Origin of the sequence: Photobacterium chitinilyticum (assembly GCF_004104355.1) — a bacterium.
GTDB classification, from domain to species: domain Bacteria; phylum Pseudomonadota; class Gammaproteobacteria; order Enterobacterales; family Vibrionaceae; genus Photobacterium; species Photobacterium chitinilyticum.
On record NZ_RJLM01000013.1, the window covers coordinates 1 to 23,064 of the forward strand.

23 protein-coding genes, 1 rRNA gene and 1 riboswitch are annotated in these 23,064 nt (G+C 48.9%); of the genes, 5 read left to right on the forward strand and 19 right to left on the reverse strand.

All coding sequences use genetic code 11. The features are described 5' to 3' along the window. Nucleotides 1–383: ribosomal RNA gene (locus EDI28_RS20835) — 16S ribosomal RNA — on the reverse strand; the annotation flags it as partial. Nucleotides 384–861: 478 nt separating this feature from the next. On the opposite strand from EDI28_RS20835, the gene EDI28_RS20840 reads away from it, so the two are divergent. Next, entirely contained in the window at nt 862–1,317 is a 456-nt protein-coding gene (locus tag EDI28_RS20840) for an RNA recognition motif domain-containing protein (RefSeq protein WP_128785816.1), read from the forward strand. Here the strand turns inward: EDI28_RS20840 and murI are convergent. Together murI and EDI28_RS20850 are read right to left on the reverse strand one after the other, a co-directional pair. After that, the gene (gene murI, locus EDI28_RS20845) at nt 1,286–2,077 is read right to left on the reverse strand and encodes a glutamate racemase (RefSeq protein ID WP_164918601.1); all 792 of its coding nucleotides are present in this window, start codon (nt 2,075–2,077) and stop codon (nt 1,286–1,288) included. The genes EDI28_RS20840 and murI overlap by 32 nt on opposite strands. Nucleotides 2,078–2,228: 151 nt before the next feature. Next, the gene (locus EDI28_RS20850; RefSeq protein ID WP_128785818.1) at nt 2,229–4,166 is read right to left on the reverse strand and encodes a TonB-dependent receptor; all 1,938 of its coding nucleotides are present in this window, start codon (nt 4,164–4,166) and stop codon (nt 2,229–2,231) included. Nucleotides 4,167–4,206: 40 nt separating this feature from the next. Beyond that, nucleotides 4,207–4,430: riboswitch (cobalamin riboswitch) on the reverse strand. Nucleotides 4,431–4,578: 148 nt separating this feature from the next. Here EDI28_RS20850 and trmA point away from each other — a divergent pair. Further along, nucleotides 4,579–5,685: a tRNA (uridine(54)-C5)-methyltransferase TrmA gene (trmA, locus tag EDI28_RS20855; protein ID WP_128785819.1), complete on the forward strand. Its 1,107-nt coding sequence runs from the start codon at nt 4,579–4,581 to the stop codon at nt 5,683–5,685. Nucleotides 5,686–5,773: 88 nt separating this feature from the next. Here trmA and EDI28_RS20860 read toward each other — a convergent pair whose 3' ends face one another. Together EDI28_RS20860 and fabR are read right to left on the reverse strand one after the other, a co-directional pair. After that, nucleotides 5,774–6,148, reverse strand: a complete 375-nt coding sequence (locus tag EDI28_RS20860; RefSeq protein WP_128785820.1) for a YijD family membrane protein — start codon at nt 6,146–6,148, stop codon at nt 5,774–5,776. A 22-nt stretch (nt 6,149–6,170) separates the two neighbouring features. Then, a complete protein-coding gene (fabR, locus tag EDI28_RS20865; protein ID WP_128785821.1) occupies nt 6,171–6,803 on the reverse strand; it encodes an HTH-type transcriptional repressor FabR in 633 nt (210 codons plus the stop codon). A gap of 325 nt (nt 6,804–7,128) precedes the next feature. On the opposite strand from fabR, the gene sthA reads away from it, so the two are divergent. Beyond that, a complete protein-coding gene (sthA, locus tag EDI28_RS20870; protein WP_128785822.1) occupies nt 7,129–8,544 on the forward strand; it encodes a Si-specific NAD(P)(+) transhydrogenase in 1,416 nt (471 codons plus the stop codon). 50 nt (nt 8,545–8,594) lie between these two features. Here sthA and cysQ read toward each other — a convergent pair whose 3' ends face one another. The 14 genes from cysQ to gspC all read right to left on the reverse strand — a co-directional run bounded on the left by cysQ (nt 8,595) and on the right by gspC (nt 21,392). Next, nucleotides 8,595–9,428 (reverse strand): 3'(2'),5'-bisphosphate nucleotidase CysQ, encoded by an 834-nt coding sequence (cysQ, locus tag EDI28_RS20875; RefSeq protein ID WP_128785823.1) that lies wholly within the window; start codon nt 9,426–9,428, stop codon nt 8,595–8,597. 9 nt (nt 9,429–9,437) lie between these two features. Then, complete coding sequence (gene nudE / locus EDI28_RS20880) at nt 9,438–9,989, reverse strand: ADP compounds hydrolase NudE (RefSeq protein WP_128785824.1); 552 nt, start codon at nt 9,987–9,989, stop codon at nt 9,438–9,440. 157 nt (nt 9,990–10,146) lie between these two features. Further along, the gene (locus EDI28_RS20885; protein WP_128785825.1) at nt 10,147–10,905 is read right to left on the reverse strand and encodes a type II secretion system protein N; all 759 of its coding nucleotides are present in this window, start codon (nt 10,903–10,905) and stop codon (nt 10,147–10,149) included. Nucleotides 10,906–10,907: 2 nt separating this feature from the next. Beyond that, nucleotides 10,908–11,384, reverse strand: a complete 477-nt coding sequence (locus EDI28_RS20890; protein ID WP_128785826.1) for a type II secretion system protein M — start codon at nt 11,382–11,384, stop codon at nt 10,908–10,910. Next, complete coding sequence (gene gspL / locus EDI28_RS20895; protein WP_233353485.1) at nt 11,381–12,661, reverse strand: type II secretion system protein GspL; 1,281 nt, start codon at nt 12,659–12,661, stop codon at nt 11,381–11,383. The genes EDI28_RS20890 and gspL overlap by 4 nt, the downstream gene beginning before the upstream one ends. Beyond that, a complete protein-coding gene (gene gspK, locus EDI28_RS20900) occupies nt 12,630–13,637 on the reverse strand; it encodes a type II secretion system minor pseudopilin GspK (protein ID WP_128785828.1) in 1,008 nt (335 codons plus the stop codon). Before gspK ends, gspL begins: the two co-directional genes overlap by 32 nt. Next, entirely contained in the window at nt 13,637–14,308 is a 672-nt protein-coding gene (gene gspJ / locus EDI28_RS20905; RefSeq protein WP_128785829.1) for a type II secretion system minor pseudopilin GspJ, read from the reverse strand. Before gspJ ends, gspK begins: the two co-directional genes overlap by 1 nt. Continuing rightward, nucleotides 14,295–14,657 (reverse strand): type II secretion system minor pseudopilin GspI, encoded by a 363-nt coding sequence (gene gspI, locus EDI28_RS20910; protein WP_128785830.1) that lies wholly within the window; start codon nt 14,655–14,657, stop codon nt 14,295–14,297. The genes gspJ and gspI overlap by 14 nt, the downstream gene beginning before the upstream one ends. Next, entirely contained in the window at nt 14,654–15,244 is a 591-nt protein-coding gene (gene gspH, locus EDI28_RS20915; protein WP_128785831.1) for a type II secretion system minor pseudopilin GspH, read from the reverse strand. Before gspH ends, gspI begins: the two co-directional genes overlap by 4 nt. Nucleotides 15,245–15,271: 27 nt before the next feature. Beyond that, nucleotides 15,272–15,706: a type II secretion system major pseudopilin GspG gene (gene gspG / locus EDI28_RS20920; RefSeq protein ID WP_164918600.1), complete on the reverse strand. Its 435-nt coding sequence runs from the start codon at nt 15,704–15,706 to the stop codon at nt 15,272–15,274. A 24-nt stretch (nt 15,707–15,730) separates the two neighbouring features. Further along, a complete protein-coding gene (gene gspF, locus EDI28_RS20925) occupies nt 15,731–16,951 on the reverse strand; it encodes a type II secretion system inner membrane protein GspF (protein WP_128785833.1) in 1,221 nt (406 codons plus the stop codon). Between the two features lie 3 nt (nt 16,952–16,954). Next, entirely contained in the window at nt 16,955–18,457 is a 1,503-nt protein-coding gene (gene gspE / locus EDI28_RS20930; protein WP_128785834.1) for a type II secretion system ATPase GspE, read from the reverse strand. Continuing rightward, the gene (gene gspD, locus EDI28_RS20935; protein WP_128785835.1) at nt 18,457–20,469 is read right to left on the reverse strand and encodes a type II secretion system secretin GspD; all 2,013 of its coding nucleotides are present in this window, start codon (nt 20,467–20,469) and stop codon (nt 18,457–18,459) included. The genes gspE and gspD overlap by 1 nt, the downstream gene beginning before the upstream one ends. Nucleotides 20,470–20,507: 38 nt before the next feature. Further along, nucleotides 20,508–21,392 (reverse strand): type II secretion system protein GspC, encoded by an 885-nt coding sequence (gspC, locus tag EDI28_RS20940; protein WP_128785836.1) that lies wholly within the window; start codon nt 21,390–21,392, stop codon nt 20,508–20,510. A 287-nt stretch (nt 21,393–21,679) separates the two neighbouring features. Here gspC and hslR point away from each other — a divergent pair, with 287 nt between their 5' ends. Both hslR and hslO read left to right on the forward strand, forming a co-directional pair. Further along, complete coding sequence (gene hslR, locus EDI28_RS20945) at nt 21,680–22,087, forward strand: ribosome-associated heat shock protein Hsp15 (protein ID WP_128785837.1); 408 nt, start codon at nt 21,680–21,682, stop codon at nt 22,085–22,087. Nucleotides 22,088–22,114: 27 nt separating this feature from the next. After that, nucleotides 22,115–22,996 carry an Hsp33 family molecular chaperone HslO gene (hslO, locus tag EDI28_RS20950; RefSeq protein ID WP_128785838.1) on the forward strand — a complete coding sequence of 294 codons (882 nt, stop codon included), beginning with the start codon at nt 22,115–22,117 and terminating at the stop codon, nt 22,994–22,996. Nucleotides 22,997–23,064: the final 68 nt, after the last annotated feature.

Consider the following 23,064-nt stretch of genomic DNA (forward strand, 5'->3'; position numbering starts at 1 on the left):
TGTGCAATATTCCCCACTGCTGCCTCCCGTAGGAGTCTGGACCGTGTCTCAGTTCCAGTGTGGCTGATCATCCTCTCAGACCAGCTAGGGATCGTCGCCTTGGTGAGCCKTTACCCCACCAACTAGCTAATCCCACCTGGGCTAATCTTAGCGCGAGAGGCCCGAAGGTCCCCCTCTTTGGCCCGTAGGCATTATGCGGTATTAGCTATCGTTTCCAATAGTTATCCCCCACACTAAGGCATATTCCCAGGCATTACTCACCCGTCCGCCGCTCGCCGCCCAACAAATCCCCCGAAGGGTCAATRTTGTCGCTGCCGCTCGACTTGCATGTGTTAGGCCTGCCGCCAGCGTTCAATCTGAGCCATGATCAAACTCTTCAATTAAAGTTYTGTTGGTCTTTCGACCGGCTCAATGAATACTGATTGAACATCGATAACTAGAAGCTAGTCATGATATTCGAATTGACTGTGCCAAAATAACTTGCGCTATTTTGTATCGGTCACTCAGTTCATTGATAAATCTTTCGACTTAACTCTTTCACGAGTGCCCACACAGATTGCATGGTCAAATTGTTAAAGAACAAACTGACAAATCGTTGCTGGCTTAGCGCCGTACTCCGTGTCAGTGAGGCGGCATTATAGAGACTTAGATCACTCTGACAAGTGTTTTTTCCAAAAAAATCACCGCATGACGATTATTTCAGCTAATGTGATGTAAATGTCTCTAATTTCAACATTAGAGCATCGTCACATTCACTAACTAGCAATTCCAAGTCAATGAAAGTAATATCGATGTGACTCTGTTGTTAAAATAACCAATAACGCCTTCTCTTATAATATTTATGACGATGTAGCTTTGAATATGAAATTTTCTAAACAAACCATGATAGCAATAGGCGCTATCGCCATTACCGGGGCTTTAGTTTTTAGCTTTCTTCCTTTCTCTCCCGGAATTTCCTTTGCCCTAGGGGTCGTTACGGCAGTCCTAGCCATAAACCATCTACAAAACACTCAACCCTTAACAAGTAATCCGGATACACCCCAGAGCAGCAAAACCCTTTATGTAGGCAACCTGCCGTATCGTGCAAATGAAAATGAAGTGAAGAAGCTGTTTTCCGAGCACGGTGAAGTATTTGCTGTGCGCCTTATGAAAGATAAGCGCACAGGTAAACGACGAGGTTTTGGCTTTGTTGTAATGAATAGCAATGATGCTGATACTGCCATCGAGCAACTCAACAACAAAGAATATGGGCAGCGCACATTAAAAGTTCGTGAAGCCAACGAACCTAAAGCTTCGGATACCTTAGAGACTGAATAGCCTCTAACTGCATTTCTCTTAGACTATGATTTAGTGCCGCGACATGATTGTTCGCGGCACTGTTATATGTAAGGTTCAACAGCGAAGATGCCCCCCCTTCACTATCTCCCAGTAACGCTTTTACCCTATTAGCAATAGCAATGCCCGAGTCGACAATGTGCACAGGGGAACCAAACGCTATTGCGATCTCTTGTTTGATTAACGGGAAGTGGGTGCAGCCAAGCACAATGCTATCCACTTGATTCCGCCATGGGTGGAGTATCTCTGCCAATTCAGGAATGGATACAGCCCGCCCCCGTAGCTTTTCTTCCGCCATTTCAACTAGCCGGGTCGAACCAATACGGAAGACTTCGCAATCACTTGCAAACTGTGCCACTAGTCTGTTGGTATAGTCACGCTTTACTGTCGCTGGCGTTGCCAGCAGGCCAATCACTTTCCGCTCGCTAATCATAGCAGCAGGCTTAATCGCCGGAACAACACCAACTACCGGTATTGATAGCTGCTGGCGTAAGGACGGCAGCACAATGGTACTTGCAGTATTACAGGCAATAACCACTAAATCGATAGAGTGGCGATCAACTAAAAGGGATACTATGTACTGAGTACGCTCAATCAATACATCCTCAGGCAACTCACCATAAGGGAACGCTGCATCATCAAACGCATACACATATTGGAAGCTGGGTAACTGGGTATAGATTTCCTGATAAACCGAGAGTCCACCAACACCAGAATCAAAAATGAGTACCCGTTTCACTATTCACCGCTTTCGATATATATCAATCAGATGCTAATAATACTGCCATCTTGCTAAAAATCGAAATGCTGAAGACTTATAACTCACATTAACGGTAGTTTTTCTAAAAACGCTAGACACATAGTCTAGCGTCCTCAGTTAGAGGTTATTCAAGTTAGAAGCTATAGCTTGCCGTCAGACGCACCGCTCGCCCTGTCCCTGAATAATATCCATTTCCAAATTCACTATAGAAGCCAGAACTAACATACTGTTCATCGAACAGGTTATCGACCCGCAAACTCGCCAACCAAACATCGCGACTATAATTCAAAGCCAAGTTACCTAATATGTAGTCGTCTAGCTTTGGATCTACATTTGCGTTATCCCCTTCGAGGAAGCGCTCTCCAGTATAAACAGCTTCTGTAAACAACTGCCAATTACTGGTTATATCGACACTTAGATACCCTCGACCTGAATGCTCTGCAACCCAGGAAAGGGATTTCCCATTATTGGCCCCTTCAGTAAACTCAGCATCTATATAGCTGTATTCCAACCCAAACTGAAACATATCGTTCAGTAACCAGTCCCAGGCAAAATTCACCCCATATCGACGTGAAGCATCTGCATTACGATTCGCGCCGTTAAAAGCACCACCAACAGGCTTTTCAGCACTTGGGTCGAAGACAATTTCATCTTCAAGATCTAGGCGATATAGGCTTAAACGTAAAGAATGAGAATCCGGGTTCCAATCCCAACCCGCTTCGTAGGAGCGACCGGTTTGCGGTTTTAACCCAACAACACCCGGAGAGGTGTAGGCTTGTTCATCTACTTTTGCAAAACGGAAATTATCATCAGCCCGAAGATAGACTCTATGCTCAAATGATGGGCGATAATTAAGACCAAGTTCAAATGCATGTGCATCCTGATCTAACTTGACACCATTGGGGTAAACAGATTTGTCGGTAAGGTCGTCTTTCGCTTCTGCATAACGACCACCAATGACATAACTTAATTTCTGATTCTGAGGGATATTTGCCTGCACATAGATACTAGTAACATTTTGTTCATTACTGCGACCCGAACTAAATTCTGACTCACCACGGCTCAAATCTAGGCCTGTAACAATATTAAGCTTGCCTTTGTCAGTCGTAATATTAGCAACTGCTTTTGGGGTAAACTCCAGCAAAGAACGCTCATTCTTACCCGGCGAGCCCCATGAAACAGTCTCAACATCCGTATCTGAATAGTTAAGATCAGCTCCTAAAGACCAATCTTCAGTCAGTTGATGCTGATAACCAGCACGAGCCGCTGTGGTCTTCTCATGGTTGAAGTCTTTGCTATTCGATGAATTGGCCTGGCGTGGATTTTCATTAATTTGATCCAGTGTCAACGAACCAGCAAGCTCTCGACGATTGTCGTAGTAACTGGTTTCGACAAAGAATTGGTTCTTCTCTGTCTGATACTGAACTCTCCCTAGAATTGAGCCCGTTTCATTAGCATTGTGATCTCGATAATTATCCCCTTGGTTATAACTACCGGCCAAATAGTAGCGCCAGTCATCAGCCAAGGAGCCAGAGACATCACCTTGCCCTTCATAGGTATTGAAGCTACCACCGGAAAGTCGAAGATTACCGCCAGTACTATCCGGTGCCTTAGTCACAATATTAATCACACCACCTACGGCTTGATCGCCATAAAGTACACCCGCACTACCAGAGAGAAGTTCAATACGTTCAATTTGATTTAATGGGATAGCACTAATGCTAGGAGCCGCAATATCGATATTATTGAGACGACGACCGTCCACCAATATAAGGGTATTGTTCGCAGCCTGACTGCCACTAAATCCGCGCATGGCAAAAACAGGGCCTGAATTACTATCTGAAACTTGAATACCACTGCGCCCACGCAACAGTTCAGTCAAATTGGTTGCACCACTCTTTTCAATATCATAGCTATCAATGACATTGACATTTGCCGCTATATGCAATGGTTCTTTAATGCTTCGGCTAATCACTACAAGTTCATCTTCTTGATGAGTTGTATCAGAAGCAAAAGCCTGACTTTGAAGACACAGCGGGGCCAACGCCACTGCTAAAAGCGTTTTTTTCATTTTAATAGATACCTTAAGTCGCGTTGATTACGAAGCAGATGTTCTGCTTAGTACACTGGTTGGTCTTCGGACTTAAGAGCATGGTTGGACAACCACCTAAGGCAACAACTTCCCACTTCAATTACTGTATTGCACAGCATGCAGAAGCAGTGTTCGGAACTTACGTCCATGTGCTTTCGTTCTCTATCACCGCTGCGCGTCAGTCACGGACTCCCACCGTGTTCCCGGCCTGTATTTAGGCTAACCAGCGCAAAAAGAATGCTAGTTATCATTTTGAAGATTGTCTAGTTTTGTTTGTTATGGCATATGACGAATCGTTCCCCACTACACTTTTATCGGTAACAACACTGGACATCGGTCAGCAATACAATAAAATCTGCGCTCTTATTTTGAGCAGTTTGAGGCACACAAAATGGCATCCACCGCAATTAATCCAGCTGAGTACCAACCACAGCTGGATGAAAAAGCAGAGCGTATTCAAAATATCTTTGCAGATTTTGAAACCCCTGAGCTTGAGGTGTTCGCCTCTCCTGCCGAGCATTACCGCATGCGTGCTGAGTTTCGTGTTTGGCATGAAGGCGAAGACCTTTACTATGTCATGTTCAATCAGGAAACCCGCGAAAAGTACCGCGTTGATCAATTCCCGGCGGCTAGCCGCCTGATCAATGACCTTATGCCCTTACTGGTTGATGCCCTTAAGCCAGTCAAAGCACTGCGTCATAAACTGTTCCAAGTTGATTTCCTGTCGACCCTCAGCGGTGAAGTTCTAGTATCCATGCTATACCACCGTCAATTGGACGAAGAATGGGAAACAGAAGCCAAAGCATTGAAACAGCGCCTGAATGATGAAGGTTTCAACCTTAACTTCATTGGCCGTGCCAGAAAACAGAAGATCGTTCTGGATCAAGAGTTTGTGATAGAAAAACTGAAAGTTAACGACCATACCCTGACCTACAAGCAAGTAGAGAACAGCTTTACCCAGCCTAATGGGGAAGTGGCGCAAAAGATGTTGGAGTGGGCCGTTGATTGTACCCAGGACAGTGAGGGTGATCTGCTGGAGCTGTATTGCGGTAACGGAAACTTCTCGCTGGCACTGGCGAAAAACTTTGAGCGCGTATTGGCAACTGAATTGGCCAAACCATCGGTAGACTCTGCCCAGTACAATATTGCAGTAAACAATATCGACAATGTGCAGATCATTCGTATGTCTGCCGAAGACTTTACCGATGCAATGGAAGGTAAGCGTGAATTCCGCCGCCTGAAAGATCAAAACATCGACCTGCAGAGCTACAACTGCAACACTATCTTCGTCGATCCACCACGTTCAGGTATGGATGAAGGCACTTGCCGTATGGTACAGGGCTATGACCGTATTATGTACATTTCATGCAACCCTGATACGCTGAAAGAGAACCTAGCTATTCTGTCCGAGACACACCGTGTTACCCGCTTCGCCTTATTCGACCAATTCCCATATACCCACCATATGGAAGCTGGCGTATTGCTTGAGCGGAAATAAGGACAACTTCGAGCCGCCAAAGCCCCGTGGACCGAGCGGCAGACATTAAAAAAGGCGCCTCAGCGCCTTTTTTTATTGAGCATCAGCCTTAAGCTTCAGCCGCTTCCGATTTAGGTGACATCACACCCAGCTTGTATACCACCCAGAACAATAAGCCCAGAGTGATAATCAGCGGTAGGAAGTTAGAGCCCATATCCGGTGTATGCGCGCGCATAAAGCCGGAATACCCAAATGCACCAGCCAAGAAGCAGGCAAAAGCGATCGCCGGGGTACCTTCAGACATCGGCTTGCTCAGGTACTCCTGATACAGGCAGTACACTGCCAAACCGAATGCAACAACAGGGAAAACAGAAAACGACACAGCGCTTGAAGTGAATACAGCTAACGTAGCATTACCACACAGGCCTGCCAACAAAGACAGAAGCAATGTTTTACGTTCAGCTTTTACTTGTTCCTTGTTCATATCCTTCACCAACAAAATAAAGTTAGAGTTTCTGCCTGAGCTCACGACGCTCACGCTCTTTACGATACCAATAGGCACCTTTTGCAATCATTCGTAACTGCATGATTAGTCTTTCAGCATGCTCAGCTCGAGCATGGCTATCCAGATCCAGTGCATCGGCACCTGAACTGAATACCAGCGTTACTGATGCTTCTGCCTGAGTAAAGGCTTCGTCATGGGTAACACCAGTTTTGGCTTCTAGATACTCGGTCAACTCAGCCACAAAGTGCTGGATCTCCCGAGCAACAGCCGCACGAAACGCGGGGGAAGTTCCTGAGCGCTCGCGTAAAAGCAACCTAAATACATTCGGGCTGCTTTCAATAAATTCCATGAATGTTTCTACAGAGGTACGGATCACACTGCCTTCTTCGGCAATGCGCTGACGAGCCTGACGCATCAACTGACGCAGGATCAAACCACCTTCATCAACCATTGTAAGGCCGAGTTCATCCATATCTTTAAAATGACGATAGAAAGAGGTTGGTGCAATACCGGCCTCTCGCGCCACTTCACGTAAGCTAAGATTCGAAAAGCTACGCTCTGCACTTAGCTGATTAAACGCAGCATCAATAAGTGAGCGCCGAGTTTTTTCTTTTTGCTGAGCCCTAATACCCATGAACCTGTTGTTTCTCTGTAAGCTTTTTCTGCAACTATACGCGTTTTTGCTTGCTACTTCAGCGAGAATCGCAATTTCACAGTAATCAGAACATAGTAATTCCTGATGTGAACTGAATCAAAGTAGTAATTGTTACTTTTATCTACTGGCTCACAAAGTGGCTGACTTAACCTTTACGAACAGACCACATCTCGTTTTCACCGATTTTATCCTCAACAACGTGATCATTACCTATCTATCACCACCCGTTGATTCTACCTCCTTCAGGAAAAAGTTAAACTATAGCGACAGCAATGTTGCACGGATGATAAGAAAGGCCTGAACAATGACCCAATCTAAAAAAAAGAATGCCCAGCACTTTGATGCCATCATCATTGGCAGTGGCCCCGGAGGCGAAGGGGCTGCCATGGGGCTCACCAAGGCAGGCTTCAATGTGGCCATCATTGAACGGGAAGACAGTGTTGGTGGAGGCTGCACTCACTGGGGGACGATCCCTTCGAAAGCATTACGTCATGCCGTCAGCCGGATCATTGAATATAACCAGAACCCGCTCTACTGCAAAAATAACTCTACCCTGCACAGCACCTTCAGCCAAATCCTCGGCCATGCCCAAGTTGTCGTCAACAAGCAAACCCGAATGCGCCAGGGATTTTATGACCGCAACCAATGCTCGATTATTTTTGGCGAAGCGAGTTTTATCGATAGCCACACGGTGAAAGTCAAAACGGCAGATGGCAGTCATGATTTATACAGTGCCGATAAATTTGTGATAGCGACAGGCTCTCGCCCATATCAGCCTGCAGATGTCGATTTTGACCATTCCCGTATGTACGACAGCGATTCGATTCTTCAGCTCAAGCATGATCCCCGCCATATTATTATCTATGGTGCCGGTGTTATCGGCAGTGAGTACGCCTCAATTTTCAGGGGCCTCGGCGTCAAAGTGGATTTAATCAACACCCGTGATCGACTATTGGAATTTCTCGACAATGAAATCTCTGATTCTCTGTCCTACCACCTATGGAACAGCGGAGCGATGATCCGCAACGGCGAAACCTACGAACGAATAGAGGGAACCGAAGACGGTGTGATCCTCCACCTACAGTCAGGAAAAAAAATGCGGGCCGATTGTCTATTGTATGCCAACGGCCGAACCGGCAATACCGATCGCCTTAACCTAGATAAAGTCGGACTGACACCAGACTCCCGTGGCCAGCTGAACGTTAACCAGAACTACTGTACCGAGGTTGAGCATGTATATGCCGTCGGTGATGTAATTGGCTACCCAAGCCTGGCCAGCGCCGCCTATGATCAGGGACGCTTTGTCGCTCAGGCAATTTCAAACGGAGAAGCACAGGGGCAGCTGGTAGACCATATTCCAACAGGAATTTACACCATTCCGGAGATCAGCTCTGTCGGAAAAACCGAACAAGAACTTACCGCAGAGAAAGTACCCTATGAGGTAGGCCGGTCGCAATTCAAACATCTGGCCCGGGCGCAGATTGCCGGGACCGAAGTGGGTAGCCTGAAAATTCTATTCCATCGCGAAACCAAAGAGATCCTTGGGATCCACTGCTTTGGCGAGCGTGCTGCCGAGATCATCCATATCGGACAAGCAATCATGGAACAAAAAGGGGAAGGCAACACAATCGACTATTTCGTCAATACCACCTTTAACTATCCAACCATGGCAGAAGCTTTCCGGGTCGCAGCCCTTAACGGACTGAACCGACTGTTCTGATCCCTGAACACGCATACAAAAAACGGAGCCGACGCTCCGTTTTTTATTCTTTACTTTCCTTCCATTAACCGATTATCAGGCGTCAGGATGGTTGACCAAGGTAAGGTTTCATCCCCTAGCGTAATAAAGTTTGGATTTTCCAGCGTATCTCGCTCATTGTAGGACAACGGAGTCAAATGGGTATTAAGAATCCGCCCACCAGCCTCCTCTACAATGCATTGAGTCGCGGCGGTATCCCACTCCCCTGTAGGTCCAAGGCGTAAATAACAATCCACCGCCCCTTCAGCCACCAGACAGGATTTCAACGCTGCTGAACCTAATGGAACTAAATCATAGTTCAACGACGGATCAAGCCGGTTGGTAATCGTACTGATGTCCTGACGACGACTGATCGCCACAGCGATTGACTGAGTGGGCAGCTCATGCTTATGAGTAGAAATACGGACGGTTTCACCTTCCGGCGTAACTTTCCATGCCCCTTTGCCATGATAGGCGTAATACGTCACCCCGGATATCGGCGCATAGACAACCCCCATCACTGGTGTATTGTTTTCAACCAACGCAATGATCGTTGCAAAATCACCACTGCCTGCGATGAACTCCTGGGTGCCATCCAATGGATCAACCAGCCAGTAACGCTGCCACTGGCTGCGTTCTGCCAGCGAAATAACCGCATCTTCTTCAGAAAGGACGGGAATATCCGGCGTCAGCTCCGTTAGTTTTTCAACCACCAGTTTGTGTGCTGCCAGATCTGCACTTGTCACCGGGGTATTATCTATTTTGATCTGTTTTTCAAACTGACCACGCTGATAAATATCAAGGATCACCTGCCCGGACGCACGGGCAATATCGATCACTGAAGGTAATAGGTTCGATAAATCCATAACTCGCTCCTACTGTGATAATTGTTTTAATGCGAGAAAAAGGGCAGTAATACTACGGGCTTCTGCAAAGTCGAGGTGATGCAGTAGCTCTTCAGCCTGGTTTACAGGCCAACGAACAACTTCCAGCGGTTCGGGTTCATCCCCTTCTAGCTGTTCAGAGTATAAATCCTGAGCCAAAAATAGGGTCATACGGCTAGAAAAATATGACGGTGCCAATACCACTTCTTTGAGCGGTACCAATTGACGCGCACCAAAGCCGATTTCTTCTTTCAGCTCCCGGTTTGCAGCCTCTGCCGCCGCTTCACCAGGATCGATTAACCCCTTCGGAAACCCCAGTTCATACTGCTCAGTCCCAGCGGAGTACTCTCGGATCAACAACAAATCGCCATCAGCAGTCACAGGAACCACCAGTACAGCATGCCGCCCGCTGGGCTTCATTCGCTCATAGGTACGCTCGACACCATTGGAAAAGCGCAAATCAAGCGACTCAATCTTAAATAGCCGAGATTGTGCTACAACTTTCGTTGTCAATATTTCAGGTTTGTTTTTGTCCGCAGCCATGCCATTGTCCTGTATCACCATCAGATCCCCCAAAGGCTGAAGCCAAACTCATACAAGCGGATCATCTGCCACAGGGTAGTAGCTATTTAAGGGCAATAGCTAAGTGAAATAAAGTAAATTTTGGGGAAAGCGTTAAGCTGAGTGAATTACTCAACTATTAAAGACGTCCATTGTAGTTAATTTTGTAACGCCCCTTCGGATCCGGGTTACCCAGCCACTTAAGCTGCTGGCCGAGTTGCGGTGGAAATTCTGCCCCCGGCTTAAACCAACCATTCAAGGTATAACGCTGATCAGTTGCAAGCTCTGCCTGCCATTCACTCGACACATCAGCCGATGACTGCTCGACATCCGCCGTAACCTTGCCCTGCTCGCAGTTTAGATCTGCAATTACCGGACCGGGGTTCAACCCACCTAACGGTGAACTGACATTGCCCGCCGTCCAAGCCAATGAACCTTTCAATACCGAGCAATAGGGCGCCTGATACTGATAATCACGTAACGTCAGCTCTAAATTGCCTGCCACCGTTGCCGGAAGGGCAACCTGAGCAAACTTCATTACCTGCTGGGCCGGCATGGATACCAACAAGTTTTCAGCAAATGGTCCGCTGGCGCTATAACCTACAACCCCACGGCCATTAAGATTCATCTCGCTCCCCTGACCGAAGCGGACATTGAATACCGCTTTACCCGATAGCAAGGACAGCGGACTCATATCCCACTGCAAACGACCGTAATTTCTACCCTGCCACTGAACTTGTGTTGCCGAGCCCTGCCAAGGCGTACCACTAAAACCTGAAATACTCATCCCGCGAATGGGCGGCACCTGCTGCCAGACCCAGCTCGCAGGCACATGAGCAACCAGACTAGTAATAAACACTGCGCCAAATGTGGCACCTAATCCTAACTTATACTTCACTGCTATCCTCGGCCCAGCTGTAAACGACTCACTTCCACCATACCGGCACTGTCGGCTTTTGACACATCCAGGAACTGGGTATCAATACCATGTTCATCCTTAAGAAACGCCAGCCAGTTAACCAATGTATTAAATGGCAGGGGCTTAACCCAAACTTGAACAGCTTCACTACGCGGTTGCATACGAATTAATTCAATTCGGAATCGACGTGTGGTTTCATTCACCACCTGATTCAACCCTTTATTACTGACTGCCCCCGTAGAACCAGACCGACCTCGAAGTGTTGAGATCTCATCGGCTTTGGTGCTGACCCAGCTCAGTAATTGACGTTCTGTCTGCAACCGTTGCTCGGCCATTTCAGCCCGGTTGGCCAACGGCTGCCAAAGTCCCCAGTAAAGCACTGCGATGATTAACGCACCACCACCGCCTAAAACCAAACGTTGTTCACGGGCACTTAAGGCCTTCCACCATGCATTCATGATTTTCTCCTTAATACCACCGCCCCGATAACCTGACTGCCTTCTTTATTAAGCTGTCCTTGCTGCACCTCAAACTTTTCAGCCAATAGCGTCCGCAATTGTTCAAAGTGCTGAAATTCTGCCGCGCTTGCCTGAAAACGCAGCTCGGCGCGATTCTGATCATATTTCAAATTTTGGACATTCAACTGAGGGACCTTGCTCAAGGCAGGCTTGATCTCAGCTAACCAGCGCAACACCCCGTGTTCGCTGTCGGCCCCCCCCAAGCGGGCCAGCTCACTGCTCATCTGCCGTTTAAGATAACTCTGCGACGGAATACGTTTATACTGGGGCAGTACCTGACGGAAAATACGCTCACTTTCTGCTTTGTAGGCAACAGCCTGATCTTCCATTCGCTGAACCGATACCACATGCTCTGCAATGACAGCGACTAACACCAGACCAGCGGCTATCGCAACTTTGCGCCATGGCTTAAGGTACTTCCTCCACGCGGGTTGCTGCTTATAAGGCCCAGAAAGTAAATTGACCTTACTGCCTTCAGCCCCAAGTGCCAGCAACTGCATTACCAGCTCCGGCGTTTCCGCCTGCCACTTACCCGATACACCCTGCGGCGCCGGCGTATAATGGCGGATCAACAGTGGCTGTAGTGATTCTGTCTCAGACTCAACAACGGACACAGCAGCAGAAGACTCATTATCGTCGCCAGCTTCCTTGGTGGCAGCTGTCGGCATTGTCTGGGCAAGCAACCAAGTATCCAGCCACGAAACTTCGGCACCAACTCCCAACGTTTCCGATTGGCGGATCAGCCATTGACCTTCAAGCTCGGCGGCACTGTAGCTGTCGCTGAACAAAGGCAGGCACAGGCAGTCTGGCAGAAGTTTCTTCACTTCCATTCCAGCGTTATTCAGTGCCGCTAGCCATGTCTTTATCTTCCGGTGTTCAACCACCGCAACATGGGCGGTATCACTCTCTCTTTTGAGCAGATGGACATGCAATGAGTCGACATCCTGTGCCAGCTCTTCTTCCAGCAGGTATGGCAGCACAGACGCTAGCTGTCGCCCGCTTCCGGTAGGGATCGCAACGTCAGTCAACAGCATATCTCCCGCCGGGATCAGTGCAAAGACCTCGCGCTGGGCAGCATATTCTGTCAATTCGTTTAACTGGGAAAGATCAGCCAGCTGACCAGATGCAATCACTTCTTTCTGCTGTGGCGACCAGACCAGCCATTGCACCGGCTGTTCAGGCCGGCTACTTAGCCTTATCGTCAGAAATTCGCTCACTGATTCCTCCATAACGGCGACGTATCACAGTCACCTTTTCTTGGCCATCACGTTTAAGTAAGGCCACTAATCTAACTCTGGATCTATCGACCAGAATTTCTGTATCCAGCTGAAAATAATCGCTGCTTACGGCCAAATGCTCTTTGGCTCGTTTTTTCACATCAGCGCCCAACCGGGCAATGGTGGCTTCGGCCATAAAACCATCAACGTTTTGCCAGCCATCATAAGGACGATCGGCTATCAGCGTCTGGGCATCAGACAAAGAGAGCTCAGGCGCAAACATTCCAACCAACAATGCCGCCTGATGCTCGTAGAGCGTATTCACGTTGAGTAGCATATCTGTTGTCGGAATAGCACAAAGCAACGGTTTTGCCTTGCGGTAGATCTGCGCGCTCACACCATTGACCGCACGGAATTCACTAATATCAGCCATCAGGCCTGTAGGCGGTAAATACGGTGGCTGAAAACCTTCGTAGGTACTGTCTCCAGCCCCAAAAGATGAATTAATTGCCTCAGCCGGATCGACATACTCCCAGCTAGAGTCCGCGACTACTTCGGCCTCATAGCTTTCAACACCAGCTTCTTCTAAGATTGATTGCAGATAACTAACCAAAAATGGCTTCTTGGTGCGGTCTGCTTCAAGTGGCAACCCTGACAAAGCGTTGAGGTTAAAGCACGCCTGACGATCAATAATATCGCCAATCGCCTCTCCCTCATCCAACGGGTAACGCTGACCCTGAGTGGCCCAAGCCTGACTCAGGTTGACCGTATCGCTGTCATCAATCCCCTGTTGAATAGCAACCTTACCCAACTCTTCCATTCCCAGTGCATACCAATAGGCCTGCTGATTCTGTACCTGGTTTTCTACCCGGTAAAAATTGAGCTGCAACCGCTCGCTCATCTGAGCCGCGATCAGAGTCATCAATGCCAGCAGCATCAGTACAACAATCAGAGCAACCCCTTTATGCTGTTTCATTAGCTGCTCTCCTTATCATCCGCACTCAGTGCAGAGGTAGGCAGCATATACACTCGCTCTATCTCACCAAAATCTTCCAGCGTCATCTGCACCATAATGCCTTCAGGCAAGTCACTGGCCTCAGCCCATGCCTCCTGCCACTTCTTGTTACTGTAGAACCGGAAAGACAGCTTGGTAACATCGGTCAATATCTGGCGGATCAGAGGCTCGCTACCAACAACGGTATCGGGATAGCGAAACCATACCCGCTCGAGGGTATCTTCGACAATTCGGTAACCTACCCGGACATTTTCACCCCGGGGAAACATCTGCTGAGGGTTTTGCCAACCGGTACGGGTAAACATGATGCCTTGGCTCGACGAGTCGAGCAGGTATTCACCACTGAGCAACAACTTATCTGTGGGCGCTTCGCCCTGATTGCGCGTCTTCCTGGCGACAACCTGACGGAAGTCATTATCCATCATCACCATCGCGCGCTGGATTTCCTGCAGCCGGGCATTGTGATCCTGTGACTGCTGATCGCTAAGCAGGACCCCATTCATCACCTGATAAGCCGACAGGCTCAGCATCGCAAATACCGCAATGGCAACCAGTACCTCCAGCAATGTAAAGCCCCGCTGTCGCGCATTCTTAGGCATAGCCGCTATTCGCTGTCGGTTAATTTTCAACATAAGTTCTCAATGTCACAACCGACTGCTTTCTCGCCTGATCGGTAGAAACCGTCACATCCAATGCCCGTAAAAAGCCATCAGTCGTCTTGGTACTTTTAATTGACCAATACCACTCGCGGCCAGCCAGTTCCGATTTGCCTTTTTTCTCCGAGCTCGGAACCTGACCGGACAGACGCATTTTCGTCAGTTCATTATCTGCCACCATGGCAGCAAAGGTTTTCTCTTCCAGATAACCCAATGTATTTAGGTGCTGGCTGACAGCCTTCATCACGCTCAGGGCTGCAGTGGCAAATACTGCCAACGCTACCAGCACTTCAAGCAAGGTCATCCCGCGACTTCCCTTGTTCATCGCGTATTCCTTTCCGTCTGGCTTTTTACTGTTTCGCCCGGCGCGAACAGGAATAGCTGCCCCAACTCGTCAGCCTGAACCCGCCAGAACTGATTTTCCCCGTCAATTTCAAATTCCAGGCTAAAGGGGGTGTATTCACCGCTGGCCATCACGACGACCTGAGGAGGTTTAATCTTTTTTTTGTCAGTTTGTTCAGCAAACAAGTCTTCATCAAACAGTGAACCCGGCTTAAACAAACGATCCTTGTCCTGCCAGGAATAACCGCCGATTTCCACTCTCAGCTTGATCTCTTCATCCATGTCCACTTCCGTGAAAAAACGAGAATCCTGTACAGGCTGCCAATCCTGACTGGTTAGCTGAAGAAACTGATAACGACTTCGGTCAATCCGAACCCCATAATCAATGCCATTAAGCAGGGCATCTTCTCCCAATAGCTGAATCAAATGATGAAAACGTGCAGCCTCTTCCTTTACTTTGTCTTCCTGGCTTTCAGGCAGAGTGACGATCACTGCGACGGCACTGGTTGCAAGCAGCACCAGTACCAGTAAGATTTCGATTAAGGTAAAACCGGCCGCACGTTTCTTCATTCAATTCGTCTCTGACTCGATCTACTCTTAGTAGTCCAGCATGTTCCAGTTACCGATATCGGTATTCACCTCTTCACCGCCATCCTGACCATCGGCACCCAAGCTAAAGATATCCACGGCACCATGCTCACCCGGCATCACGTAGTTATATTCGTTACCCCATGGGTCCTTCGGCAGACGCTTGATATAACCACCATTACGGTAGTTACGCGGCTCAGGGCTCGATGACGGTTTAGATACCAGAGCCTCCAGACCTTGGTCTGTATTCGGATAGACGCTGTTATCCAGCTTATACATATCCAGAGCCTGCTCAAGTGCACTGATATCAGTGACAACTTTCTGCTGATCGGCTTTCTCTTTGTTGCCTAACAAATTCGGAACAACCAAACTGGCCAGCACACCCAAGATAACAATTACTACCATCACTTCCAGCAGCGTAAAGCCGCGTTGTTTGCGTTGCATTGAAAAGACCTCCAAAGGAAAAAACTACATACCAACCATGTTGTTCAAGGCGATGATCGGCATCAGGGTAGCAATCACGATAAACATCACGATGCCAGCCATTACGACGATTAATAAGGGTTCAAAAATTCCCAGTGCCATGTTAACCAAGGACTCAAAGTCACGATCCTGATTATCGGCAGCCCGGGTTAGCATCTGCTCTAGTTCGCCACTGCGTTCGCCACTGGCGATCATGTGCAGCATCATCGGCGGAAAGAGCTTGGTTTGTTCAAGAGACACACGCAAGCTTGCCCCTTCTCGTACCTTGTCAGCAGCTTCAAGTACCTGCTTGTTTACCCAGGTATTGGTCATCACCTCCGATGCCACTTTCATCCCGTCAAGCAACGGAATAGCACTGGATGTACAGATAGAAAGGGTACGGGCAAAGCGCGATGTATTCAGTCCGCGGGCAACCTTGCCGATCACCGGCAGCCCCATCACCCAGCGATCCCAGCGCAAACGAAAGTCCGGTTTTTTCAGCGCCGCTTTTAACAGCATGATCACGCTGACTATCGCAATAAGGACAACCAGCCCCCAGTTCTGAACAAAATTACTGGCGGCCAGCAGTACCTCGGTAATCGTCGGTAACTGCTGTCCCATCTGGACAAACTGATCGACAATCTTGGGAACGACGGTGGCCAGCAAAAATGCGACAACAGAAACGGCAACCAAGGTTAGCATGGTCGGATAGATCATTGCCTGCTGCAGTTTGCTCCGCATCTGCTGGCGGTTTTCCGTGTAATCGGCCAACCGGTTTAACACGGTATCAAGGTGACCGGATTTTTCTCCGGCGGCAACCATTGCCCGAAACAATTGATCAAAGATATGCGGATATTCAGCCATACTGTCTGACAAGGTATAACCTTCGACCACACGAGAGCGGACGGCCAAGAGCATGTTTTTCAGCCGAGGCTTTTCACTCTGCTCTCCTACCGCCTTGAGGCACTCCTCCAACGGCATCGCCGCCTGGACCAACGTCGCCAGCTGACGGGTAATCAATGACAGCTCATTCGTGCTGATCCCGCGGCGAAACTGGAAGCCACCACCGGCCTTCTTCTTTTCCCGCTCATGGGACTGAACGATATCAACTGGGGTCAACCCCTGCTCTCGCAGCTGCTGGCGTACCTGACGGGCAGTATCACCTTCCAGCACACCCTTTTTCTGCCGTCCCTTTCCATCAAGTGCTTTATATTCAAACGCAGCCATCTATCACCCCTCCTTTGTGACTCGCATCACTTCTTCAAGGGTGGTGACACCTGCTCTGACTTTCTCCAAACCATCATCACGGATACTCGGCGTATGCGCTCTAATGGCCTTTTCAATCGCTAGCTCACCGACTTCCGCATGGATCAACTCCTGCACATTCTCATCAATCAGCAATAGCTCATGAATACCGGTACGGCCCCGGTAGCCTTTGTTGTTGCAGGCCTCGCAGCCAACTGCACGATATAGTGTCAGTGGCTCAGCCTCGGTCAGACCAAACAGCTTCTTCTGCTCGGCATCTGCCTCGTAGGGCTCACGACAAGTCTTACACAAAGTCCGCACCAAGCGCTGAGCCAAAACACCCAGCAACGAGGATGACACCAGAAACGGCTCAATGCCCATATCACGCAGACGGGTGATAGCACCCACAGCAGTATTGGTGTGTAACGTAGACAATACCATGTGACCGGTCAGAGAGGCCTGTACCGCAATTGAGGCGGTTTCAAGATCTCGAATTTCACCGACCATCACCACGTCCGGATCCTGACGCAAAATCGCTCTCAGACCACGGGCAAAGGTCATATCCACCTTGGCATTTACCTGAGTCTGACCGATACCATCGATATCAAACTCAATAGGATCTTCAACTGTCAGGATATTGCGCTCCTGACCATTGAGCTCTTGCAAGCCGGCGTACAAGGTCGTCGATTTACCCGACCCCGTTGGACCGGTAACCAAAATAATCCCGTGCGGACGCTGAATAATATGCTGAAAGTTCTCGTGGTTGCCCTGAGTCATGCCCAAGCTGTACAAGTCGAGTCGAGTCGCATTCTTGTCAAGCAGACGCAATACGACCCGCTCACCGTGTGACGACGGCATGGTCGATACACGTACGTCAACGGCCCGGCCACCAATGCGCAGCGAAATACGGCCATCCTGCGGTACCCGCTTCTCGGCAATATCAAGCCTTGCCATAACCTTAATACGAGATACCAGCAACGGTGCCAGTTTACGGCTCGGCTTCAACACTTCACGCAGCACACCATCAACCCGAAATCGAATAGATAGCACTTTTTCAAAGGTTTCAATGTGAATGTCCGACGCGGCTTCTTTGATTGCCTCAGCCAGCATTGCATTGATCAGCTTGATAATTGGTGCGTCGTCTTCAGATTCCAGCAAATCTTCCGTTTCCGGCAACTCTTCAGCCAATGAGAAAAAATCATCGCTGTCCGAGCCCAGATCTTCCATTAGCTGGCGGGCTTCCGACGAATCCCGCTGGTAGGCATCAGTCAGCTTAAGCTCAAATTCTTTATCACCCAGCTCCTGTGGACTAAACGCCCCACCGGCTACCCGGCGGACTTCTGCCAATACCGGGGCAGTCAGGCTACCGCTATAGAAAAGAACCCATCCCTGCTCGGCAGACTCCAGCACGACCCGGTGGCGCTTGGCAAAAGAAAAAGGCAACCGGAACAAGGGCTGAAAGGCCACAACCGGATTCTCAGTTTCCATTACTGCGCCTCCAACTGGGCGACAAAGGCGCGTACTTCCGGCGGTAGTGAAATATCTTCTCCATATTTCGGCAGTACCGGCGTTTTGGTGTCCGGCATCAGCCGCAGACCTTTATCGGCACGGTAGAGCTGCTCAGCACGAATATAGTTGTATTTACGCTGGGTAATACCGTCGGCCGTGACGCCATCGCGAATAATGGTCGGCTTGATAAATACCATCAGGTTGGTTTTTGACTTGGTGGTATTGGTCGATTTAAATAGGTGCCCCAGAATCGGAATATCGCCCAAAAGAGGAATTTTCTGCTCGCTTTCGTCCACCTGTTCCTGAATCAGGCCGCCCAGAGCTATCATCTGACCATCCTGCACCAGTACTGACGTGGTTAGCTGACGTTTGGAGAACCGCACATCTACCGCCCCTTCGGCACCGAGTACATTAGACACTTCCTGCTCGATTTTCAGCTGGACGGAATCACCTTCGTTGATCTGTGGTACCACATTCAGCTTGATCCCCACTTCCTTGCGCTCGACAGTCTGGAACGGGTTGTCATTATTCGAGCTGGACGTCGAACCGGTCACCACCGGCACTTCCTCACCAACAATAAAAGAGGCCTCGCCGTTATCCATCACCGTAATACTCGGCGATGACAAAATATTGGAGTTGCGATCGGAAGCTACCGCATTAACCAGCGCAGTCCAGTCCCCCATCACAACGCCCAGCGCAGCACCGTTAACGCCACTCAATACACTGGCCAATTTTGTATAGTCACCCTGAGTTGCTTTGTTTTCAGTTCTATTGCCATTCGAATCAATAACGGTTGAACCTGGGACATCTTCAGCCTCTTTCAAGCCCACCGCATATTGGGAGATAGGGATACCAGAGTTACCAAACTGAACCACCCCACCGTCCAAGGAACCCCACTGAACACCGAAATTAACACCATCGCCTTCAGCCAGCTCTACAATCATCGCCTCAATCAGTACCTGTGCCCGGCGAATATCCAGCTGGGCAATGATATTTTCCAGCGCACGCATGATATCTGGCGGCGCTGTCAGGATCAGGGAGTTGGTATCAACGTGGGCCGAAATCATCACTTCGGCATTACCGCTTGCCGCTGTCTTCTTACTGCCGCCTTTCTTCTCGGCCTGCAGGTTGTCAGACACCCCTTTCAGGACATCAACCAATTCCTCGGCGTTGGCATATTTAAGGTACACAACCCGGTTATTGCCCGATGTGGCCATCTCCTTATCTAGCTGGTGAATAAGACGCTTGAGACGGTTGCGCACCTTGGGATCGCCTGACAGCAATACCGCATTGGTACGCTCGTCGGCAACCAGCTTAGGCTGCAAAAATTGTGGGGTAGACTTGGAGTCGGCCGATTTATTCAGTGCATCCACGATACGCACCATTTCTGCTGCCGATGCATTGCGTAGTTCGACCACATCAATTTCTTTGTCACCGGCGCGGTCGACACGCTCGATAATCTCAGCCAGACGGTTTACCACGGCAGCACGGCCTGTGATCATAATGATATTGGCAGGGTCGTAATGCACGACATTACCCGCACCGGCATTATCATTGAGCTGACGCAGCAACGGAGATAGTTCACGGACCGACACGTTGCGAACGGCAATGACCCGGGTAACAACCTGATCACCCTTGACTTGGTCTTTTCCGCCAACCACAGGGATCGCTGAAATTTTCGCGTCTTTATCACGGATAACTTTCAGAACCCCGTTATCCATTTCAACGACAGCAAAACCGTAGACTTCCAGCACATTAAGGAAAAACTGATAATACTGCTCATCATTCAGCAAGTCATAACTGCGAACATTAACCTGCCCACGAACAGCAGGGTCAACAATGATCGTTTTCTGCAGATTGCGTCCGACAATATTAATGAATTCCTGAATATCGGTTCCTTTGAAGCTGGCGCTAAAGTCATTTGCCATTGCAGAGCTGCACAACAAGCTCCCGGCCAGCCACAGGGCACTTTTACCCATCCATTTTTTCACAAAAAACTCCTGATTAATGTCGCGTTTGCCATAAGCCACTAACGCAACTCAATATAAATATCGTGTAACTGGCCTTCACGTTCTACTGTCAATGTAAAATCAGTTGCCTGTGACAGCTCGGTCCATAGCTTGGCCATAACCGCAGGATCCGTAAGGTCATTGCCATTTAGGTTCACCGCCAAATCGTTGGCCTTCAACCCTACAGCATCAAAAAGAGCCCGCTCTTTGCCCGGGTTGACCCGGTATCCCACCAGCTTGCCGTCCCGTTTTACTTGCGACAGGCGAATATAGCTAAATAATGTCTGCGGCTTTTCAAGGATTTCCTGCTTAATTTTTCCCAGTTCAGAAGAAGGGGATGATGATTTAGAAGCTGGCTTCACCGGGACCTGACGAGGCTGTTCCTTACTAAACTTCACACCATCAAGCATTAACGTTTCGTCGCGGCCACTGTTACGAATGATCACGCGATCAACATACACGGCCTGTAACGTAGCACGGGTTCCTTCAATCGCTTCGTTCAGACCATATGTGTTTTGTTTGCCTCGATTGGTAATAACGGCCAGGCTGGTTTGCGGACTAGAGCTCGCGACAACCCCAACCAAGGTAAGGTTAAGGCGAGTCACCGGCGCATCCTGTTTTACCGGCTCTTTTTTTACAACCGGTGTATTTTGCTGATAACGACCAAACAGGTTCATTCCCAGCACGTCAGACACCTGAAAACCGGAGCGGTTCGCTGTCGAGACAGAAACAGTTTTCACCTGCCACGGTGAGGGAGCAGTCGCTGGCTGGGCAATTGACCATACCAGGCGCCCTAATATCCATGCCAGCAGCACCACCAACAGCCAAGTCGCGGTCCGGGTAAGTGTAGTTACTGACAACGGGCGCTTAGCCTGAAGCGTTCCCAACCATTTTGCTGCAACCATGTTGAAATCCATTGTCCTTGGGATGTGAATAGATCCGATAATTTATCGGCCAACTATAAATAGAATACCCGTTAGCGAAGAAAACGGCAGTAAATTGCTACTAAGAAGGTTAAATATACCAAAACACATCACGTTAAAAATACATCTAATTTCAATAGACTAGCTATTATGGGGGATTTATTCTTCATTTGCTGTTGAAAATCTGATCTCATATCACCATTTAGTAGAGCTGACGCTGTAATTGCATTGTGGTATTTTTAGCGCCCATTAAGGGCAAGGAGTACGTTATGGGACAGCAATCATCGGATTCCGATACTCTCCAGGTACGTCTTGATAAATGGCTATGGGCCGCTCGGTTCTATAAAACCCGCTCGATCGCCCGTAATATGATTGACGGCGGTAAAGTGCACTATAACGGCCAGCGCTCCAAACCAAGCAAACTGGTCGAGGTCGGCGCAGAAGTTCGCCTGAGGCAGGGCAGCGATGAAAAAACCGTTATTATCGACAAACTGTCCGGCACCCGGCGGGGAGCCCCCGAAGCGCAAACGCTTTACCAGGAAACAGCTGAAAGTATCAAGCTGCGTGAAAACCACGCCCAAATGCGCAAGCTCAATGCCTTCGACAGCCCGAGCCCTGACAAGCGCCCTGATAAAAAGCAGCGGCGCGATATAATTAAGTTTAAGAGCAGTAACTAAATTTTACCTGCTGGAGTATATAAAAAGATGACAAACGATAGTCTGTACCGTTACCTGTTTGACGGTGTATCTGTACGCGGTGAACTTGTTCAGCTGAACGAGACATATCAGCAAATCATTTCCAGCAAGGAATACCCGGCTCCGGTCCAAAATCTGCTGGGCGAGCTGCTTGTTGCTACGAGCCTGCTTACCGCGACCTTAAAGTTTGAAGGTTCAATCACCGTTCAGCTGCAAGGTGACGGCCCGGTAAAACTGGCTGTGATCAACGGTGATCACGATCAGAAACTACGTGGCGTTGCTCGCTGGGACGGCGACCTACCGGAAACAGGAAACATCCATGACCTAATGGGCAAAGGCCACATGGTGATCACCATCACCCCGAACAAGGGCGAACGCTACCAGGGTGTCGTCGGTCTTGAAGGTGATAGCCTGGCAACTTGCCTGGAAGGTTACTTCGAAAACTCAGAGCAGCTAAAAACCCGTATCTGGCTCCGTACCGGTGAGATCGATGGCCAGGCAAAAGCCGCAGGTATGCTACTTCAGGTTCTGCCTGATGAACAAAGTAGCGACGATGGCGATTTCGCCCACCTAGAGCAACTGACAGATACCGTAAAGAGCGAAGAATTGTTCACTCTGGAAGCTCAGGATGTACTTTATCGCCTGTACCATCAGGAAACCGTACAGCTGTTCGACCCACAGGACGTGACTTTCCACTGTGGTTGTTCGCGTGAGCGCAGCGCATCGGCTATCTGCTCGATCGAACGAACAGAAGTAGAGCGTATTGTCACTGAAGAAGGCAAGGTTTCCCTACATTGTGATTACTGCGGCACCAGCTATGACTTTGATAGTATTGATGTTGCTGCTCTGTTCGAAAATTCGGCAGAGAGCAGTAGCAATCAGGTGCATTAATAATCACCTCGCATTAACTCTGAAAGTTAGTTACAAGAGCCGGATTTACTCCGGCTTTTTTTTTAACT

Coding starts and splice junctions, on each gene's coding strand:
- EDI28_RS20840 (WP_128785816.1), top strand. CDS start 862: ATGAAATTTTCTAAACAAACCATGATAGCAATAGGCGCTATCGCCATT.
- EDI28_RS20850 (WP_128785818.1), bottom strand. CDS start 4,166: ATGAAAAAAACGCTTTTAGCAGTGGCGTTGGCCCCGCTGTGTCTTCAA.
- trmA (WP_128785819.1), top strand. CDS start 4,579: ATGGCATCCACCGCAATTAATCCAGCTGAGTACCAACCACAGCTGGAT.
- EDI28_RS20860 (WP_128785820.1), bottom strand. CDS start 6,148: ATGAACAAGGAACAAGTAAAAGCTGAACGTAAAACATTGCTTCTGTCT.
- fabR (WP_128785821.1), bottom strand. CDS start 6,803: ATGGGTATTAGGGCTCAGCAAAAAGAAAAAACTCGGCGCTCACTTATT.
- sthA (WP_128785822.1), top strand. CDS start 7,129: ATGACCCAATCTAAAAAAAAGAATGCCCAGCACTTTGATGCCATCATC.
- cysQ (WP_128785823.1), bottom strand. CDS start 9,428: ATGGATTTATCGAACCTATTACCTTCAGTGATCGATATTGCCCGTGCG.
- nudE (WP_128785824.1), bottom strand. CDS start 9,989: ATGGCTGCGGACAAAAACAAACCTGAAATATTGACAACGAAAGTTGTA.
- EDI28_RS20890 (WP_128785826.1), bottom strand. CDS start 11,384: ATGAATGCATGGTGGAAGGCCTTAAGTGCCCGTGAACAACGTTTGGTT.
- gspK (WP_128785828.1), bottom strand. CDS start 13,637: ATGAAACAGCATAAAGGGGTTGCTCTGATTGTTGTACTGATGCTGCTG.
- gspJ (WP_128785829.1), bottom strand. CDS start 14,308: ATGTTGAAAATTAACCGACAGCGAATAGCGGCTATGCCTAAGAATGCG.
- gspI (WP_128785830.1), bottom strand. CDS start 14,657: ATGAACAAGGGAAGTCGCGGGATGACCTTGCTTGAAGTGCTGGTAGCG.
- gspH (WP_128785831.1), bottom strand. CDS start 15,244: ATGAAGAAACGTGCGGCCGGTTTTACCTTAATCGAAATCTTACTGGTA.
- gspG (WP_164918600.1), bottom strand. CDS start 15,706: ATGCAACGCAAACAACGCGGCTTTACGCTGCTGGAAGTGATGGTAGTA.
- gspF (WP_128785833.1), bottom strand. CDS start 16,951: ATGGCTGCGTTTGAATATAAAGCACTTGATGGAAAGGGACGGCAGAAA.
- gspE (WP_128785834.1), bottom strand. CDS start 18,457: ATGGAAACTGAGAATCCGGTTGTGGCCTTTCAGCCCTTGTTCCGGTTG.
- gspC (WP_128785836.1), bottom strand. CDS start 21,392: ATGGTTGCAGCAAAATGGTTGGGAACGCTTCAGGCTAAGCGCCCGTTG.
- hslR (WP_128785837.1), top strand. CDS start 21,680: ATGGGACAGCAATCATCGGATTCCGATACTCTCCAGGTACGTCTTGAT.
- hslO (WP_128785838.1), top strand. CDS start 22,115: ATGACAAACGATAGTCTGTACCGTTACCTGTTTGACGGTGTATCTGTA.